The organism is Bacillus alkalicellulosilyticus (assembly GCF_002019795.1).
GTDB lineage: Bacteria > Bacillota > Bacilli > Bacillales > Bacillaceae_F > Bacillus_AO > Bacillus_AO alkalicellulosilyticum.
Map to the genome: position 1 here is coordinate 2,395,793 of NZ_KV917381.1, position 19,155 is coordinate 2,414,947.

Consider the following 19,155-nt stretch of genomic DNA (forward strand, 5'->3'; position numbering starts at 1 on the left):
TAGCATGAAATGGATAAGTCGTTTTTTGTCTTATATTTACTATTTTCAGACTATTACTTAAGACATAATGAGTAGGATCATTGTAATCTATCTCTGTTCTTTACCCTTTCATAGCCCTTCTCAATAACGAAACAGAGCGAATTTAACAACTAGAATTTCCTGTTTTATAGCTGAATTAAGGGACTTTAGGTTTATTTTTTTAATATTTTAATTTTTCTAAAAATATATGTATTTTTTGAGAACAATATATGTTTTCTATTTTACATCGTAAAAAAAGAAGCATTCTCACATTGAAAATGCTTCTTTTTTTTCAGTATGTACCGTTTCTCTCTCTAATGGAAACTTGATAATAAATGTCGTTCCTTTATTTGATGTTTCAATAGATATTATCGCAGAGTTTCTAGAAGCAATACTGTAACAAATAGCCAAACCTAGACCAGTCCCCTTTTCTTTTGTTGTAAAGAAAGGCGTTCCGATATTTTCGAGGACATCTTTTTCTATTCCAGGCCCTTGGTCATTAATTCGTAATACAACTGCTTCTTCCTCTAAAGTTGTTCCAATGGTTAATACACCGTTTGTCATCGCTTCTAACCCGTTTAACCCGATATTTAAAATGAGTTGCCTAATTTCTTTTTCATCTAAAGATATTGTTGGACATTCCTCTAACTTTAGCTGGACCATCTTGTCACTCATTAAAGCTTCAGCACGAAGGAGTGGATATATTGCTTGTATGACATCGTTTATATTGGTGTCTTTTTTATCATTTACTTTATTTTTTGCTAATGTAAGAAACTCTGTAATAATGCCGTTTGCCCTTTGAAGCTCATCAATCATTAAATCAATATATTCACTCTGTCCAGAAAGGTTATTTTCACTTTTGGCTAATTGCAAAAATCCATGAACTGTAGTCATTGGATTTCGGATTTCATGTGCGATACCTGCGGCCATTTCTCCAACTAAATTTAATCTATCTAATCGTGTTATTTCTTTTTCTAGTTGAACCTTTTCTGTGATATCCAAAATTACACTGATAATACAAGATTCTCCATCAATAATGGCAGCTACGGTTGAAATTAAACCTTCCCGTATTTTTCCTGCCTTTGTAACAAAGGTGATTTTTTCACTTCGGAGCGAATCATGTAAATCCAATGGTTTATCTTGTACTAGACTTGAGGCAGAAATGAGTTCTAAAGCGTTAACAGACGAGTTATTTAACTCCTCTAACGTATAGCCTGTACACTCAACCCACGCGCTATTTACATCTATATATCTATTATCTTTTAATGAGCGAATAGATTTTAATGTCGGACTAAAATGAAAGAATTTACTAAATCTTTCATTAGACACTTGTAATTCTTGATTAGCAATTTGTAGTTCCCTTGTTTTATCAAATATAATTTCTTCTAGGTTATTAAAACTATCTTGTAGCTCAATCGTTTGTTTTTCTAATTTTTTTCTCTCGAGCTCAATTTCTTTTTGTTTTTTATAGATTTCCACAAAGGCTTGGACTTTATGTTTTAAAATATCAGGATTAAATGGTTTAAATATATAATCCACGGCACCTGTAGAATAACCTTTTGCAACATGCTCATTGGCTACACTTAAAGCTGTCACAAAAATAATTGGAATATGACTAGATACTTGTCGCTTTTTAATGATATTTGCTGTTTCAAATCCGTTTAAGCCAGGCATTTGTACATCGAGCAAGATTACTGCAAAATCATATTGTAAGACATAGCGTAATGCTTCTTCTCCGGAATTTGCCGATATTAAATGATATTCCTCAGAAGTTAATACGGCTTCTAGAGCAATTAAATTTTCTGGTCGGTCATCAACCAATAATATATTTACTTTTTCTATAGTCATTTTTCTCTCCTTTCCTTTAACTTTAGATGTGGTCGGAAAGCTTCTGATAAATTTTTTCCCTGCTATCAATTTCATTGTATTGTTTAGAAAACTGATTTCCCGTTATCGATTCCTTATTGCCTAAACCTAGAAAACCATCTTTACTTAAACTATTATAAAATAAATCAAACACTCTTTTCTTTAACATGTTATTAAAGTAAATAAGAACATTTCTACAAATGATAACTTGAAATTCATTAAAGGAATAATCTGTGACTAAGTTATGATGAGCGAATATGATGTTTTTTCTAAGGAACGGTGCAAATTCCACATAATCCCGCTCAACTGTATAATATTCAGAAAACTCCTTTTTCCCACCCGCATGTAAATAGTTCTTAGTGTACAATTTCATGTGATGTAATGAAAATTTTCCACTCTTCGCTTTTTCTAAGATATCTTCATTCATATCAGTCGCATAGAGTTTCGTTCTTTCATAAAGACCTTCTTCATAAAGGAGTATCGCCATAGAATAGACTTCTTCTCCTGATGAGCAACCCGCATGCCAAATCCTTATTGACGGAAGTGTCCGTAACACAGGGATAACCTTGTGTCGAAACTCTTTAAAAAATTCCGGGTCACGAAACATTTCCGTCACGTTTATTGAAAAATCATTAAGTAATACATCCATGACTTCAGGTTGATAAAGTACCTTACCTTGTAACTCAGAAATAGATTGTAGATTTAATAGTTTTGTTCTATGCAAGATTCTTCGTTTGATGGAAGAAAACGCATAATCCCGAAAATCAAAACCATATTTTTGATAAATTGCTTCTAATAGAAGACTTACTTCAATTTGCTCTGTCTCACTGTCATCTAATTCAATGGAACTTTGGTTTTCCTCAGAGACCAAAATCCGATCACCTCATTTTATTTATATAACCACACCTTAATTAATGACAACAGTTGGTCAATATTTACAGGCTTACTAATGTAATCTGATGCTCCAGCTTTAATACATTTTTCTTTATCATTTTTCATAGCTTTAGCGGTTAAAGCTATGATTGGCAAATCCTGAGCATCTTCCATTTGCCTTATCGATGTCATAGCTTCATAACCATTCATTTCAGGCATCATGATATCCATTAAAACGATATCAATCGATTTATCCTTCTCAACTAACTCCACAGCTTCTTTTCCATTCTCAACAAACAAGACTTTCATGTTTTGCATTTCAAGAGCTGTCGTAAGCGCAAACACATTTCTCATATCGTCATCCACAACAAGAACGACTTTATCTTTTAAAAGTTCTTGATAATCTTCAGTCATCTCATTTTTATGGTTAGGATGTGAAAGCTCATCTTCGGTATACGTGGCAACAATAGGGTTTGAACCGGAATCCTCAATACTACTAGCAATCTCTGCTATTGTTTTTTCATGAACATTGGCTGGCCCATAATAATCAGGAACATGTAATGTAAACGTACTTCCAATTCCTTCTATGCTTTCAACCTCAATATAGCCACCTAACAATTGTGCAAGTTCTCTGCTGATTGATAGGCCTAGGCCGGTTCCACCAAATTTGCGACTTGTTGTGCCATCGCCTTGATAAAAAGCTTCAAAAATGGTTTCTTGCTTTTCCTTTGAAATCCCAATACCCGTATCAATAACCGTAAATACAAGAGATGGCTTACCATTTACACTTCCTTTTTTACATATGAGCTCAACACGGCCTTTTTCCGTAAATTTGAATGCATTAGAAAGGAGGTTTTTAAGAATTTGTTTTAAGCGTTGATCATCTGTAAAAATGTTAGATGGTGCATCTTCATGAACCGTAATAATGAATGGAACGTTTTTGTGTCTTGAGATTGGAGAAAATTGTCGTTGCACAAACGCTCTTATGTCAGAAACGAGCAACTCCTCAGGGTACACTTCGATTTTTCCGGATTCTATTTTTGATAAGTCTAGGATATCATTGATTAACTCTAATAAATCTCTACCTGATGAATAAATAGTCATTGCATGTTCAATCTGTTTTTCATGTAAATTGCCTTCATGATTCTCTGATAGTAATTGCGATAAAATCAACATACTATTTAAAGGGGTTCTTAGTTCATGTGACATATTTGCTAAAAACTCAGATTTGTATTTAGAACTTAGTTGAATTCCTCTGTTTTTCTCTTCTAAATCTAGCTTTATCAGCTCTAGTTCTTTGGTTTTTTCATCAGACGCCTTATATTGGTCATGCAGTTGTTCGTTAATTAACCTTAGTTCTTCTTGTTGTTGTTGAAGTTCCTCTGATTGTGATTGTAGTTCTTCTGTTAGAGTTTGTGACTCTATTAATAATTCTTCAATTTTCATATGGTCTAGTATTCTAATAATACTAGAGCTTGAAGCACTACATACTTGTTCAAGTAACTTTTGTTCTAGCGGTATAAATGGTTCAAATTTAGCTAGTTCCAAAACCCCAAATACATTGTTTTCCATTGCAATCGGTATTAAAAGTAAAGAGGTTGGTATCGCTTCTCCAAGTCCTGATTTTGCAACAATATAGTTAGGAGGTAAATCAGTTTTATAAATAACTGTATTATCTTTTGCACATTGACCAACTAAGCCTTGACCAAAAGGAATAACTTCTTCTCCAATATCTTCACCATCTGCAGCATATCCAGCAAGCTTCATCAATTCGTTGTTATCATTGATGACATATAAAACACCATACGTCGCATTCACAAAAGGAGATACTTGTGAAAGAAACGCCTTCCCAAATTCAGGAAGCTTTTGGATCCCTTGAAACTTCATCGCAATTTCTGCATATCTAGTTTTAATCCAGTTTTCTTCTTTTAGTGATTCGGTTAATTGTCGTTCTTGTTTTGCCACTTCTTCAAGTGAAGCAGCCATTTGATTATAAGCTTCGGCAATCTCTCCAATTTCGTCCATTGTTTTTACTTCAATTCTAGCTAAATTTTCCTTTGGCTGACTCGATACTTTTGTTATGACGTTACGAACCTGATTAATACTATCTGTTATACCTCTCACTACAAATAATGTGATACCTATAATAAGAACAAGAGTAACTAAAATTAACACTGAAAACAAATGAATCGCAAATTGAAAAGACTGTTCTCCGTTCTCAAATGCACTATTCATTTCAGTTTCTTCCATTCCAACGAATCGGTCTATTTCTGTTAACATATCTCTACGAGTGTTGGATGTATTATGTAATAGATATTGCTTTGCTCCTTCTACGTTTCCTGCATTTACTTGGTCAATAATTGTATCAATCATATTCGTATACGAACTATTCATGTACTGAATGGAGGAAATAAGGACCATAGCTTCTTCAGTGAAAGTAGCCTCATAACGAAGTTCATCTAACGTAATTGACGCTTTCTGGCGTGATTCATTTATAATAGCGATTTGTTCTTCTTGACCTTGTTCCATTATCAGCAGTTCACGAACTTCTCGAGACGTATTTTGCGTTTCCTCCCTTAATTGCTTAGCTAACTTTACTCTCTCATAGTTTTCTTTCACTATTACATTTAAGTATTTGTTTTGCTCATTAAGGGTATGTAAAAAAGTTAATCCTAAACTAAAAATGAGAACAACAATAAGTCCAAAACCAAAATATAACTTTGTTTTTAATTTCATTATTTCACCCTTTCCGAGGCATATTAGTAGGAAAATTCCAGCTATCATTAATATTACTATACTATTTCAATCATATCTATTAGAATGTGGTTTTTTTATCGCTAGTAGGACAATATATTTATCGAATTTCATATTATTTTTCACAAATTTTTTTCTGAAACCAAACACGAAATAAGATATATTAAAATAACTTCAGTTGTTCGTATGTGACATTTTCGAAATTACTTAATCTTACTCCAAATAACCATAAAGGTGTTTCTACTAAGTGGTCTTCAAATAAAGTTGAAACGGTATTATAGATTGTATCAGCATCTCTAGTAGCTTCCGGTAGTGTTTTATTTTTCGTATGACTTCCACCAGTTCGTTCTAATTTATAGACAATCGATATTGTTTTGGCACGTAATTCCTTTTTGGTTAACCTGTCTATTAAATGTTCAACCATGTTTTTTCCGATAGATAAAATCATATCTTGGTCAAACGTAGGTTGTGAGAACGTTTTTTCTTTTCCAATTGTTTTATCGCCTTTTCGTCTATCTGCATCAACACGGTCTGATGAAGCTCCAAGTGCTGCCTGTTGTAAAAACTGACCTCTCAACCCCAGTAACATTTTTAAGTGCAGTGGGTCCGCCATCGCTAATTCACCAATCGTTTTAATTCCTTGTTTATTTAATTTTTCTTCTGTCTTTTTCCCGCATCCATGAAGTACGTGAAGTGGTTGTGGATGAAAATAACTGCAGAATTGAATACGGCCTAGAGCGGTAACACCAAAAGGCTTTCGTACATCGGCTCCCATTTTAGCAATTATCCGATTCTCACCTATTCCGATTGAACAAGGTATTTGTATTTTATCCCACAATGTTTTTTGGATATACTTTGCAATTGAGATCGGATTCTTTCCTTCCTTAACATGCGGTGTAATATCAACATATGCTTCATCGACAGAAGCAACTTCTGTATCACCAATGAGGCGCAGGAAATCCATGATTTTTTGGGAATACGCACTATATAATGGGTGGTCACGCTTGACCACGATGGCTTCGGGACATTTTTTTAACGCTTCAAACACACTCATTGTTGTAAAAACGCCTTTGTTTCTCGCTTCATAACTAGCAGCAATCACCATGCCTTTTCGTTTATCAGTTGGTGAGCCACCTACTATAATCGGTTTATTACGTAACGATGGGTCTTGGCTTTGGTGGCAACTTGCAAAAAATGAATTCATGTCTGCTAATAGTATTGTTTTCTCCGTCAACATTTGCATCTACCTCTTCATTATTCTTTCTTTATTATGTCATAAAAAGGAACGTAGTTACATATTGATAAACGGAACGTTTGTTCGTATACTATAAATAGGAGGTTGATTATTATGAATGGACTGATTACAAGGAGTTTGCTAACAAATACTCCTGTGGAAATGATATATCAAGCGAACAACGGAACTATTACTCAACGAGTAGTCACAATTCAAAAAGTCAATGGCAATGACATGCTTGGTTATTGTCACTATCGGAAAAAAACTCGTTTATTTAAAATCAATAATATTCTATCGTTAGCTCCGTTCACAAGGAAAAAGGCCATGTAAAATCAAGTGTAATCATAAAAGAAGAGGCTGTAAAAAAGGTTTTTTTACCCTTTAGTTACAGCCTCTAATCTAATTGGTGAACTAATTCATGATATCCGATTTGTTAATAAATCAATCTCGATTAAATCCCACGCTGTAACAATTCCTAATGGTTGTTCTGCTGGAGAACCGTTTTCAGTTACAATAACAGCCTCAAGTTTTCTTCCATCTTGAAATAACTCTTCAAATAAATCTTCTAGTTCAAAGATATTCATAGATTGTGGTACAAATTCTACAACGTGGTCTTTTTCATGTAATTGAATATCGGCCGTTGTATACGATGAAAATTGAATACTTTCTTGAGTTAGCATTGTACCTAGCCATTTCGTTAAGCCGCCGTCTGTAAGTAAAAATGAAAAACTTCCATTCTGATAAACGGGATACTGATTATACTCTGAATTATTCATTGTTTGAATCACTTGGTCAATGGTCATTTCCATTTGGAGTGTTAATACGTTTGAAGTCGCAATATTCATGACGGTAATCGGTTGTTTTAGTAACCTTGCGATCCGTTCAATCGACCGAACTGTTTCCTCATGAGGCGTTGCTATATACGTCTTTTTTTTGAATTTTTCATGTACAAGTGCATTTCGTAGTTTTGCAAATTGTCGTAGGTCATAGTAAAAAGACCTGATGTAATTATGCTTGTTACTCGTATCAGTCAGTAGTTTCATAAAGGCATCGTTTGTTTCAAACTGATTAAGTCTTTTTAGAACTTCATGAATTTGATTAAAAGCAACTTCAAAACGTTCAGCTAATTCCGATTGAGTTTTTTTGTGTTTAATTTTCACGTATGTCATAATATCCACTCCATCTTTTTTCACATAGGAGTATTATACTAGACATTTAGACTATATTTCTAGATTTTTAGGCTGTAATTCTTCTAATATTAATCCATGTTCTTTAAACCATTTATATAAGTATTCATTGCAACGTTCAAACTCTCATCAACATGCTGAGGCAAACCAAATCCACCTTGTTGCTCAAGTGTTGCAAATCCATGCAATAAGCTTCGTAAGGCTCGAGCTTGATGAAGTGCTTGTTGTTCTGTAATTTGATAGGTAGATAGGATTTTTAAAACCAACTGTAAAATGTTGTCGGCCACTTTTCTTCGCTCGGGTTCGTTTTCCGCTGGTGCTTTAATCGTCATTTCGTACAATCCAGGATGGGCTCTCACGAAGCTAACATAAGCTACACTAATAGAATGAAGAGCCACATCACTTGATTTGTTTTTAGATGCATTACTTAATGTTCCGTATAGTCGATTTAAACCTTCTAGAGCTAATTCGCCATAAATTTCAGTTAAACCATCTACGTGATTGTATAAAGAGGGTGGTTTAATATTTAGTTGTTTAGCCACTGTTGCAATCGTTACGTTTTCAACCCCCTTCGTATCAACTAAAAAGATTGCTGTTTGTATGACCTTATCTTTAGTTAGTCCAATTCTGGGTGTCATTAACTTACCTGCCCCTTTTTAGTATTTTTTTCAGCTTCTTCGATCGCTTTAGTGATTGAATTCAATGGGTTCTTAATCATCTTCCCATGACCAACTGCAAGAACAGAAGGTTGAAGCTCTTTAATCTTATATGCGCTTTCTATTGCCTGATTTTTATTCGATGTCGCTAAGGCCGGGAAAGGAAATGTTATTTTCATCTGACCCGCTACTGCAACACCTCCTTGTGTTTGAAAGGCATCACCAACGATGACGATTTGATTACGTTTATCGATAAAAGAAAAAGAGCCAGGAGTATGACCAGGAGTTGCGATCGCTACTAAAGAACCGATTTCATCCCCCTCCTTTAAAAGAATATCTGGAATCGTTTTTATCTGTTTGGGAATACCACCACGAACATGTGGAATTCCATCTGAAGTCTCAACACTAGCATCGCCAGCTAACAAGCGAGCATCTCTTTCTGAAATATATACAATTACATCGGGAAGTGCTTCCTTTAATGGGTCTAGTGCTCCTACATGATCTACATGCGCATGGGTAAGAATGATTCTTTTTATCGGTTTTCCTAGTCGTTCTGCTGTTCTTAGTATGTTTTTTGTACAAAAAGCCATAGCAGCATCAATTAAGGTAAAGCCATCCTCTTCTTCTACTAAATACACACTTACAGGCATTACATTCGGTAAAAACATCAGCTGAAAAACAGTTTTTTCTTTCACCAATTTCAACTTGCTCATCTCCCTTGTCCTCAAAAACTAATGGTATTAGTTTATATAATATAGCAACTTAACGAAAAAGCAAGAAGAAATTTCCAAGAATATAAAAATGCAAAAAATACGAGCTCTCTTCCTCATTGCATTCGAGTCGGTACACAAACAAACTGCATGAGGGTGTTAGATTTCTCTAACGACCTACATGCAGTTTGTTTTTGACATAATTGCTCATGATTTGATGAGGTGGCACAGGTTTGCTAAATAAATAACCTTGAGCTTCCAAACATCCTTTTCTTTTTAAAAAGCTCAATTGTTCCGTTGTTTCTACTCCCTCTGCAACCACATTCAAATCTAAAACATTTGCTAAGTTAATAATCGTTTCAACAATTCCAGCGGTTTTTGGGTCATCAGTAATTCTTGCAATAAAAGAACGGTCAATCTTTAAAATATCAAAAGGGAATGACGTTAAATAGGATAAAGAAGAAAAGCCTTTTCCAAAATCGTCAATCGCAATCTGCACTCCCAATTCTTTTATTTCTTTTATTATTTTTATAGTCTCTTCCGTTTCGTGCATCATAATACTTTCAGTTATTTCTAATTGTAAGGAATCTGCATCAAAATTAGTTTCGATAATAATCTTTTTTAATTGGTGTACAAAGTCCTCATTGTTTAGTTGTTTAACTGATAAATTCACATTAAGATTTAAATGAGGCAAGCCCGCTTTTCTCCAACGGTTTACTTGTTTGCAAGCTTGGAATAAAACCCATTCTCCTACTTGATTAATTAATCCTGTTTCTTCAAAGTATGGAATAAATTCATGTGGTCCAATAATCCCTTTACTTGGATGTTTCCATCGCAGTAATGCTTCGACACCTTCAATCTCTTCACTAAGACAATTAATGATCGGTTGATAATATAACAGAAATTGATTTTCATTCATTGCGCAGCGAATTTCTTTTTCGAGTTTTCTTCTCTTTAAGAATACTAGGTTTATTTCATCTGTGTAGAATTGATACGTATTCTTCCCATTTTTTTTGGCAATGTACATTGCCAAATCCGCATGGTTTAATAGCTTTTCAACTTTTTCACCGTCTGAAGGATATTGACTAATCCCCATACTCGTCGTCACTCTTATTATTTTCCCATCAACGATAATATTTTTATTAAATTCATTTAGAATTCGTTTAATATAGTTTTCAATGTCTGAACTAGTATTAATATCTTTGAGCAAAATGCTAAATTCATCACCTGAAACTCTAGCAAGAACTCCATTAGATATTATCCTCTTTAACCGATTTGAAATCTCAATCAAAACGCTGTCAGCCTGTGAATGACCATACGTATCATTAATCATCTTAAAATTATCAATATCTAAAAATAACAAAGCTAATTTAGAATTATTTCTTTTTGCAAATTCCAATGCCGTTTGACATTCCTGTGTAAACTTACTCCTGTTTGGCAGTTGTGTCAAAGGGTCATGATATGCTAAAAATTTCATTCTCTCTTCTGTTTTTTTTCTTTCCGTAATATCCCGACATATGGCTTGTATAGCTAGCTTCTCTTGAAATTCTATCAGCCGATAAAGCACTTCTACATCCATGATTTCTCTATTAACATTATAAACTTTAATATTAATAGGGACATGAGTGGTTACTTTTTTATCAATGACTTGTTCACGAAGAAGTTTACTAGAGTCTATGTCATCCTCATGGATAATCATATCTATCGGAATACCGTTTAACTGGTCTGGTTCACTGTAACCTAGTAAAGAAGCACCTGAATTGTTTATATAAAGGATTTGATCTTTATCAAATACAACAACTGCATCGGGAGAGAGTTCAATGAGTTGTCGGTATCGTTCCTCACTTTCTCTTAGTGCTAATTCACTAGTCTTTCTTTCTTTTATATTACGAGCAACTATTATAACAGCTTCAACCTCTCCACTATTACATAATATCGGTGAACCTGTCACTTCACATGGAATTAGTTCTCCATATGCATTCATAATATCAAATTCAACTTGATTCGATTGTTTTGTCGTAATGATTTGGTTAAATAATTTCCGTGCTTGGACCTGGTCCTTTGATTGTATGGATGTAAAAACAGAAGTGCCATACATATCAGTCACACTTATCCCTAAGATGGCACGACTTGACTGCGTTGTGAATTTAACGTTTCCTTCTAGGTCAACAATATGGATAAGTTCCGACATATTATCAGCTAAAATTTGATACTTTTGTTGAAGTTCACTCGTATTCTTTCGTTCAATTGCTAAACTAGATAGAGAGGTAAATTTCTCAACAATAACTAACTCTTCTTCAGTAGGGTTTCTTGGCTTATCTGAGTATAAGGCAAAAGTCCCTAGTAGTTTTTGTGTCGCACTAAATATCGGTTTTGACCAACAAGAATGTAAACCATACTTTAGCGCGTTTGTTTTATAATCATCCCACAATGGATCACGGGCAATATCCGAAACAAAGACGGTCTTTCCATAGTATGCTGCTGTTCCGCAAGAACCAACGTTAGGACCTATTTTTGTGCCATCAATTAAGTTTAAGTATGAAGAAGGCAAACTCGGACCAATGGCATTACCGATTGTTTTTGTTTTTTCATCGTAAATCATAATAGAACATTTTAATTCTGGTATAATCGATTCTATCGTATACGCTATATCTTTTAAAATTGCTTTATAATCTAGATCTTCTCCAGAAATTTTTTCTAAAAGAAAGTTTACTTTCTCTAATGTATCAATATATTGGTTGACTGATAGCATGATGCACACTTCCTCTTTTTATTCAGCACAATAGTTCTATCTTAAAAGTATATATTTTTATTATATGTTTAGAAGAATACTTTTACAATAAAAATAGTTCAAAAGGCATATATTATTTTTAACAAAAAACTATTCTTAATTACCTTTAGTGATGAAGCTAAAGAACACGTTAATGCAAATAATATAGTATATGGGGTTGTGTTGTAGTTTGTTTGAGATTAGGAATTGAAGAGGTTATTACAGTTCAGTTGTAGTTGAAGAGGGAGTATAATTATATTTTCATAGTTTTGGAATCCAATACGGCTTGCTTTTCCATATTGGATTCCCTTTATTGTTTTCTAGTCTTTTGTTAATAACCGTCGGTACACTTTCATTGTTTCTAAATGTAAACCTTCGTGAAATAGAGTAAACGTAATTAAATCACGGATTGTAGGTAATGATAATTCTCCGATTTGCAACGGTTTTTCAAGCCTTTCATCTAATCGATTTTCAAACGTTTCTTTAATTCGCCCCGTTTGCTCTTGCAGTAATAATTGAAGGTCTGCAACCGATGGAGGTTGGCTATTCCAACTTTCTGGCTTTGCCCCATTTCCAAAGAATGAACTAAGGTCCCCTGCTAAGTTTGGAGCTTCCCCAGCACCACCAAAAATAATCATTTCTTGAATAACGTATAGATGACCTACATTCCACCATATATGATTTCGAAAACCCTCGGGTATAACATCATACAAGCTGTCATCGGTAACCTCAATAAGTTTTAGTGTCTTAGATCTTGCAAACTTCAACTGATCAAAAACCATTCAAAATCCTCCTTCTCCTATGTAGTCGATCTAATTATATCCAACCTTCTGAAAGTTTACTATTCTTATAGCACGAATAACTAAAATACCAACAAAGGTTCTATGATATAAATACCAAAAAACACTTAACCTCATCAGGCCGTTAGTTATAATACTCCTTAACTCAACCTGATTCTTAAAATTTCTATTAATTACGGTACGTGAAATTATTATTGTAAACAACATAACGTTAAGGTCGAGTGGCTACGTTGAAACGTACCAATCGACCATCTGGAAAACCCTTTATATATTCGATTACCTTTTCTTCTCAGGAATTGTTTTTTCTCCAATAGTACATGCGTGGATACTGTACAAATCGTACATAATCCTGAAGCAAAGAAACGCCAACGAAGCCAACCAGTTGCCAATCGATTGCCTTTAGCATCGTAACACTCTCCTCTCTCTCCATGTGTATGGTCGTGAGTGATTGTCTTATACTTCATGTATATGATGAAAAGTGCATTTTCGATATGACTTATACTAAAAACCTTGCTTCTATTTTTGCTTTTCACTCTTCAAGTGAATTCTTAAAATCCAACAATGAACGATTTTAATGTAAGACTTTTCTCCAAAAAAAAATGCCCTATTAGGGACATTTGGATTTAAGCTAATGCGGGTGAAGGGAGTCGAACCCCCACGTCATAAGACACTAGATCCTAAGTCTAGCGCGTCTGCCAATTCCGCCACACCCGCGTAGTGGTATTATCTTAAAATACCTTAATATGGTGAGCCATGAAGGATTCGAACCTTCGACCCTCTGATTAAAAGTCAGATGCTCTACCAACTGAGCTAATGGCTCTAGATATATTATGAAACTCAAGAGTGCCGGCCAGAGGACTTGAACCCCCAACCTACTGATTACAAGTCAGTTGCTCTACCAATTGAGCTAGGCCGGCATATATGGTGGAGGATGACGGGATCGAACCGCCGACCCCCTGCTTGTAAGGCAGGTGCTCTCCCAGCTGAGCTAATCCTCCGCAGTATTGATGAAGCTAATTCATAGTAGTACCCTGTTTCTTCCTCTTCCCTTACTCCAAGGACGTTTATCCGTCGAAACAACTCGTCGCTTACTCATGATGTTACGCTTGTAGCTGAGCTAATCCTCCGCAGTATTGATGAAGCTAATTCATAGTAGTACCCTGTTTCTTCCTCTTCCCGTACTCCAAGGACGTTTATCCGTCGAAACAACTCGTCGTTTACTCACGATGTATCGCTTGTAGCTGAGCTAATCCTCCGTAGTATTTACAAATGCTAATTTTTTTAATATAGATATTTATTGGTGACCCGTACGGGATTCGAACCCGTGTTACCGCCGTGAAAGGGCGGTGTCTTAACCGCTTGACCAACGGGCCATCATCATGGCGGAGAAGGAGGGATTTGAACCCTCGCGCCGCTTACGCGACCTACACCCTTAGCAGGGGCGCCTCTTCAGCCACTTGAGTACTTCTCCATTTGGCTCCACAGGCAGGACTCGAACCTGCGACCGATCGGTTAACAGCCGATTGCTCTACCAACTGAGCTACTGTGGAATATGGTGGGCCTAAATGGACTCGAACCATCGACCTCACGCTTATCAGGCGTGCGCTCTAACCAGCTGAGCTATAGGCCCATATCATACATTTTAAACACAAAAATGGAGCGGGTGATGGGAATCGAACCCACTACATCAGCTTGGAAGGCTGAGGTTTTACCAGTAAACTACACCCGCATTTTGAATAAAGATTATTTATTATTTTATATCTATTTTGAATAACACGAATGAAACTGTGAATTTACGCAATTTCAAAATCATAAGTAGAGATTTATGGCGCGCCCGAGAGGAGTCGAACCCCTAACCTTTTGATCCGTAGTCAAACGCTCTATCCAATTGAGCTACGGGCGCATATAATAACTAGTTTTGCCTAATTATTAAAAAATTATTTAAGTACCGAGGGCCGGACTTGAACCGGCACGATAGTCACCTACCGCAGGATTTTAAGTCCTGTGTGTCTGCCAATTCCACCACCCCGGCATGTACAAGAACAAAGTAAATATATAATTTTGGAGGCGGCACCCGGATTCGAACCGGGGGATAAGGGTTTTGCAGACCCGTGCCTTACCACTTGGCTATGCCGCCAAGCCTATATCTAAATTGGAGCGGAAGACGGGATTCGAACCCGCGACCCCCACCTTGGCAAGGTGGTGTTCTACCACTGAACTACTTCCGCAAAAAATATGGCTGGGCTAGCTGGATTCGAACCAGCGCATGACGGAGTCAAAGTCCGTTGCCTTACCGCTTGGCTATAGCCCAATAAATGGGGCGATTGATGGGAATCGAACCCACGAATGCCGGAGCCACAATCCGGTGCGTTAACCACTTCGCCACAACCGCCATATATATCGTTAAAAGTGGCGGTCCCGACCGGGATCGAACCGGCGATCTCCTGCGTGACAGGCAGGCATGTTAACCGCTACACCACGGGACCAAATACATTTGTAGATTGTTTTTTGGTTGCGGGGGCAGGATTTGAACCTACGACCTTCGGGTTATGAGCCCGACGAGCTACCAGACTGCTCCACCCCGCGATGGTATGAAAGTAAATAGACGATGTTATTTCTTCGAAGAGCTTGTGTCTCTTCCTCTTCTTGTAATGCTTCTTTGCTGAAGTGAAAATATGGCGGAGGAAGAGGGATTCGAACCCCCGCGCGGTTTAACCCGCCTGTCGGTTTTCAAGACCGATCCCTTCAGCCGGACTTGGGTATTCCTCCGCAAAAAATATGGTGGAGCCTAGCGGGATCGAACCGCTGACCTCCTGCGTGCAAGGCAGGCGCTCTCCCAGCTGAGCTAAGGCCCCGAATTTTTAATGAAGCTTAATCAATGTAGGTCCCTGTTTCTTCCTCTACTCGCTTCTCTAGAAGGCTATGTGTCGAAACAACTTGTAGTCAACTCTAGATGTCTTGCTCGTAGCTGAGCTAAGGCCCCGTGGTTTTAGTTTTTTTAATATAGCCTAGCAACGTCCTACTCTCGCAGGGGGAAGCCCCCAACTACCATCGGCGCTGAAGAGCTTAACTTCCGTGTTCGGCATGGGAACGGGTGTGGCCTCTTCGCTATCGTCACTTGACTAGTTCCGATTTGGCGTAACCAAATCATGATTGAGTTGAACCATTTTTGATTCTCTCAAAACTAGATAGTATGCATTCGAGTCATTCTTCGTCTTATTTATAGGATAAGTCCTCGACCGATTAGTATCTCTCAGCTCCACGTGTCACCACGCTTCCACCCGAGACCTATCAACCTCATCATCTCTAAGGGGTCTTACTGGATTAACTCCCTGGGAAATCTCATCTTGCGGGGGGCTTCACGCTTAGATGCTTTCAGCGCTTATCCCGTCCACACGTAGCTACCCAGCTATGCTCCTGGCGGAACAACTGGTACACCAGCGGTGTGTCCATCCTGGTCCTCTCGTACTAAGGACAGCTCCTCTCAAATTTCCTGCGCCCGCGACGGATAGGGACCGAACTGTCTCACGACGTCCTGAACCCAGCTCGCGTACCGCTTTAATGGGCGAACAGCCCACCCCTTGGGACCTACTTCAGCCCCAGGATGCGATGAGCCGACAGCGAGGTGCCAAACCTCCCCGTCGATGCGGACTCTTGGGGGAGATAAGCCTGTTATCCCCAGGGTAGCTTTTATCCGTTGAGCGATGGCCCTTCCATGCGGAACCACCGGATCACGAAGCCCGACTTTCGTCCCTGCTCGACTTGTAGGTCTCGCAGTCAAGCTCCCTTATGCCTTTGCACTCTTCGAATGATTTCCAACCATTCTGAGGGAACCTTTGGGCGCCTCCGCTACTGTTTAGGAGGCGACCGCCTCAGTCAAACTGCCCACCTGACACTGTCCCTGAACCGGATTACGGCTCGAGGTTAGAATTTCAGTACAGTCAGGGGAGTATCCCACCGACGCCTCCACCGAAGCTAGCGCTCCGGCTTCCACGGCTCCTACCTATCCTGTACAAACTGTACCAAAATCCAATATCAAGCTACAGTAAAGCTCCATGGGGTCTTTCCGTCCTGTCGCGGGTAACCTGCATCTTCACAGGTAATATAATTTCACCGGGTCTCTCGTTGAGACGGTATCCAAATCGTTACACCATTCGTGCGGGTCGGAACTTACCCGACAAGGAATTTCGCTACCTTAGGACCGTTATCGTTACGGCCGCCGTTTACTGGGGCTTCAATTCAGAGCTTCGCCTTGCGGCTAACCCCTCCTCTTAACCTTCCAGCACCGGGCAGGTGTCAGCCCCTATACTTCGCCTTACGGCTTCGCAGAGACCTGTGTTTTTGCTAAACAGTCGCTTGGATCTTTTCACTGCGGCTCTCTCGGGCTTGCACCCTATCAGAGCACCCCTTCTCCCGAAGTTACGGGGTCATTTTGCCGAGTTCCTTAACGAGAGTTCTCCCGAGCGTCTTAGAATTCTCTTCTCGCCTACCTGTGTCGGTTTACGGTACGGGCACCTCTCACCTCGCTAGAGGCTTTTCTCGGCAGTGTAGGATCAGGAACTTCGGTACTTAATGTCCCTCGCTATCACAGCTCAGCCTTTATGGTGAACGGATTTGCCTATTCACCAGCCTAACTGCTTAGACGCACATATCCATCAGTGCGCTTACCCTACCTTACTGCGTCCCCCCATTACTCAAACGGTGAGGAGGTGGTCCAGGCATTTCAACCTGTTGTCCAGCGCCTCCGCCGTTCGGCCTCGGCTTAGGTCCCGACTTACCCTGAGCGGACGAGCCTTCCTCAGCAAACCTTGGGCTTTCGACGGCGGGGCCTCTCACCCCTCCTTTCGCTACTCATACCGGCATTCTCACTTCTACGCGCTCCACCAGTCCTCTCGGGCTGACTTCGCTGCACGCAGAACGCTCCCCTACCGCTGTCCGTTAGGACAATCCATAGCTTCGGTGATACGTTTAGCCCCGGTACATTTTCGGCGCAGAGTCACTCGACCAGTGAGCTACTACGCCCTCTTTCAATGGTGGCTGCCTCCAAGCCAACATCCTGGTTGTCTGTGCAACTCCACATCCTTTCCACTTAACGTATACTTTGGGACCTTAGCTGATGGTCTGGGCTGTTTCCCTCTTGACTACGGATCTTAGCACTCGCAGTCTGACTCCCGAGGATAAGCATTTGGCATTCGGAGTTTGACTGAATTCGGGAAGCCTGTGGGGGCCCCTAGTCCAATCAGTGCTCTACCTCCAATACTCTTCCCTCGAGGCTAGCCCTAAAGCTATTTCGGGGAGAACCAGCTATCTCCGAGTTCGATTGGCATTTCACCCCTACCCACACCTCATCCCCGCGTTTTTCAACACGCGTGGGTTCGGGCCTCCATTCAGTGTTACCTGAACTTCACCCTGGACATGGGTAGATCACACGGTTTCGGGTCTACGACCACGTACTATGGCAATGTATCCATTGCCAAAACGCCCTATTCAGACTCGCTTTCGCTACGGCTCCGCCTCATCAGCTTAACCTTGCACGTAATCGTAACTCGCCGGTTCATTCTACAAAAGGCACGCTGTCACCCATTAACGGGCTCCACCTACTTGTAGGCACACGGTTTCAGGATCTCTTTCACTCCCCTCCCGGGGTGCTTTTCACCTTTCCCTCACGGTACTGGTGCACTATCGGTCACTAGGGAGTATTTAGCCTTGGGAGATGGTCCTCCCGGATTCCGACGGGGTTTCACGTGTCCCGCCGTACTCAGGATCCACTCTGGAGAGAACGAAGTTTTGACTACAGGGCTGTTACCTTCTTTGGCCAGCCTTTCCAGACCGCTTCATCTACCCCGTTCTTTTCTGACTCCGTATAGAGTGTCCTACAACCCCAAGAAGCAAGCTTCTTGGTTTGGGCTGTTTCCGTTTCGCTCGCCGCTACTCAGGAAATCGCATTTGCTTTCTCTTCCTCTGGGTACTTAGATGTTTCAGTTCCCCAGGTCTGCCTTCTCATATCCTATGTATTCAGATATGGATACCATCCCATTACGGATGGTGGGTTCCCCCATTCGGAAATCCCCGGATCAAAGCTTACTTACAGCTCCCCGAGGCATATCGGTGTTCGTCCCGTCCTTCGTCGGCTCCTAGTGCCAAGGCATTCACCGTGCGCCCTTTCTAACTTAACCTCAGCTGGCTTATAAACAGCGGATTTCTTCGTCAGTTTCGCTTCTGCGGTGCTCGAGTACCCGTTAAACGTACACTCCGCTCCTCAAAACTTCACTTCCTCGAACTCCTTG

Annotated in this window: 10 protein-coding genes, 19 tRNA genes and 2 rRNA genes; 1 reads left to right on the forward strand and 30 read right to left on the reverse strand. The window is 39.2% G+C overall.

The genetic code is table 11. From position 1 onward, the window contains the following. Positions 1-285 precede the first annotated feature (285 nt). The 4 genes from BK585_RS12075 to BK585_RS12090 form a co-directional block, all read right to left on the reverse strand. On the reverse strand, positions 286-1,866 hold the full coding sequence (locus tag BK585_RS12075) for an ATP-binding response regulator (RefSeq protein WP_078553686.1): 1,581 nt from the start codon (positions 1,864-1,866) through the stop codon (positions 286-288). A gap of 22 nt (positions 1,867-1,888) precedes the next feature. Continuing rightward, positions 1,889-2,758 carry a CheR family methyltransferase gene (locus BK585_RS12080; RefSeq protein WP_078553687.1) on the reverse strand — a complete coding sequence of 290 codons (870 nt, stop codon included), beginning with the start codon at positions 2,756-2,758 and terminating at the stop codon, positions 1,889-1,891. Positions 2,759-2,772: 14 nt separating this feature from the next. Then, positions 2,773-5,493, reverse strand: a complete 2,721-nt coding sequence (locus tag BK585_RS12085) for a response regulator (RefSeq protein WP_170885567.1) — start codon at positions 5,491-5,493, stop codon at positions 2,773-2,775. Between the two features lie 181 nt (positions 5,494-5,674). Then, positions 5,675-6,748, reverse strand: a complete 1,074-nt coding sequence (locus tag BK585_RS12090; RefSeq protein WP_170885568.1) for a Y-family DNA polymerase — start codon at positions 6,746-6,748, stop codon at positions 5,675-5,677. Between the two features lie 111 nt (positions 6,749-6,859). Here BK585_RS12090 and BK585_RS12095 point away from each other — a divergent pair, with 111 nt between their 5' ends. Then, positions 6,860-7,075 carry a hypothetical protein gene (locus BK585_RS12095; RefSeq protein ID WP_078553690.1) on the forward strand — a complete coding sequence of 72 codons (216 nt, stop codon included), beginning with the start codon at positions 6,860-6,862 and terminating at the stop codon, positions 7,073-7,075. An 86-nt stretch (positions 7,076-7,161) separates the two neighbouring features. Here BK585_RS12095 and BK585_RS12100 read toward each other — a convergent pair whose 3' ends face one another. From BK585_RS12100 to BK585_RS12225, 26 genes are all read right to left on the reverse strand, one after another. Then, positions 7,162-7,914, reverse strand: coding sequence for a CBS domain-containing protein (locus tag BK585_RS12100; protein WP_078553691.1), 753 nt, complete (start codon positions 7,912-7,914; stop codon positions 7,162-7,164). Positions 7,915-8,003: 89 nt separating this feature from the next. Beyond that, positions 8,004-8,570: a TetR/AcrR family transcriptional regulator gene (locus BK585_RS12105; RefSeq protein WP_078553692.1), complete on the reverse strand. Its 567-nt coding sequence runs from the start codon at positions 8,568-8,570 to the stop codon at positions 8,004-8,006. Continuing rightward, positions 8,570-9,292, reverse strand: coding sequence for an MBL fold metallo-hydrolase (locus BK585_RS12110; RefSeq protein ID WP_078553693.1), 723 nt, complete (start codon positions 9,290-9,292; stop codon positions 8,570-8,572). The genes BK585_RS12105 and BK585_RS12110 overlap by 1 nt, the downstream gene beginning before the upstream one ends. Positions 9,293-9,467: 175 nt before the next feature. Continuing rightward, entirely contained in the window at positions 9,468-12,050 is a 2,583-nt protein-coding gene (locus BK585_RS12115; protein ID WP_078553694.1) for a sensor domain-containing phosphodiesterase, read from the reverse strand. Positions 12,051-12,388: 338 nt separating this feature from the next. Next, complete coding sequence (locus BK585_RS12120) at positions 12,389-12,850, reverse strand: DinB family protein (RefSeq protein WP_078553695.1); 462 nt, start codon at positions 12,848-12,850, stop codon at positions 12,389-12,391. 650 nt (positions 12,851-13,500) lie between these two features. Further along, a tRNA-Leu gene (locus BK585_RS12125) sits at positions 13,501-13,582 on the reverse strand. A gap of 30 nt (positions 13,583-13,612) precedes the next feature. Further along, a tRNA-Lys gene (locus tag BK585_RS12130) sits at positions 13,613-13,688 on the reverse strand. Positions 13,689-13,712: 24 nt separating this feature from the next. Continuing rightward, positions 13,713-13,785 (reverse strand) — tRNA-Thr (locus BK585_RS12135). Positions 13,786-13,790: 5 nt separating this feature from the next. After that, positions 13,791-13,866 (reverse strand) — tRNA-Val (locus tag BK585_RS12140). A gap of 300 nt (positions 13,867-14,166) precedes the next feature. Beyond that, positions 14,167-14,241: transfer RNA gene (locus BK585_RS12145), tRNA-Glu, on the reverse strand. 7 nt (positions 14,242-14,248) lie between these two features. Next, positions 14,249-14,339, reverse strand: a tRNA-Ser gene (locus BK585_RS12150). Between the two features lie 3 nt (positions 14,340-14,342). Further along, positions 14,343-14,418 (reverse strand) — tRNA-Asn (locus BK585_RS12155). A gap of 3 nt (positions 14,419-14,421) precedes the next feature. Next, positions 14,422-14,498, reverse strand: a tRNA-Ile gene (locus BK585_RS12160). 25 nt (positions 14,499-14,523) lie between these two features. Beyond that, positions 14,524-14,597: transfer RNA gene (locus tag BK585_RS12165), tRNA-Gly, on the reverse strand. A 97-nt stretch (positions 14,598-14,694) separates the two neighbouring features. Further along, a tRNA-Arg gene (locus BK585_RS12170) sits at positions 14,695-14,771 on the reverse strand. 43 nt (positions 14,772-14,814) lie between these two features. After that, positions 14,815-14,900: transfer RNA gene (locus BK585_RS12175), tRNA-Leu, on the reverse strand. Between the two features lie 30 nt (positions 14,901-14,930). Continuing rightward, positions 14,931-15,005 (reverse strand) — tRNA-Cys (locus BK585_RS12180). 16 nt (positions 15,006-15,021) lie between these two features. Next, positions 15,022-15,096 (reverse strand) — tRNA-Gly (locus tag BK585_RS12185). An 8-nt stretch (positions 15,097-15,104) separates the two neighbouring features. After that, positions 15,105-15,179 (reverse strand) — tRNA-Gln (locus tag BK585_RS12190). A 5-nt stretch (positions 15,180-15,184) separates the two neighbouring features. Continuing rightward, positions 15,185-15,260, reverse strand: a tRNA-His gene (locus BK585_RS12195). 18 nt (positions 15,261-15,278) lie between these two features. Then, positions 15,279-15,354, reverse strand: a tRNA-Asp gene (locus BK585_RS12200). Positions 15,355-15,377: 23 nt separating this feature from the next. Beyond that, positions 15,378-15,454 (reverse strand) — tRNA-Met (locus BK585_RS12205). Between the two features lie 90 nt (positions 15,455-15,544). Continuing rightward, positions 15,545-15,637, reverse strand: a tRNA-Ser gene (locus BK585_RS12210). Positions 15,638-15,647: 10 nt separating this feature from the next. Continuing rightward, positions 15,648-15,723 (reverse strand) — tRNA-Ala (locus BK585_RS12215). 151 nt (positions 15,724-15,874) lie between these two features. Further along, a 5S ribosomal RNA gene (gene rrf / locus BK585_RS12220) occupies positions 15,875-15,990 on the reverse strand. Positions 15,991-16,091: 101 nt separating this feature from the next. After that, positions 16,092-19,044: ribosomal RNA gene (locus tag BK585_RS12225) — 23S ribosomal RNA — on the reverse strand. Between the last annotated feature and the right edge of the window lie 111 nt (positions 19,045-19,155).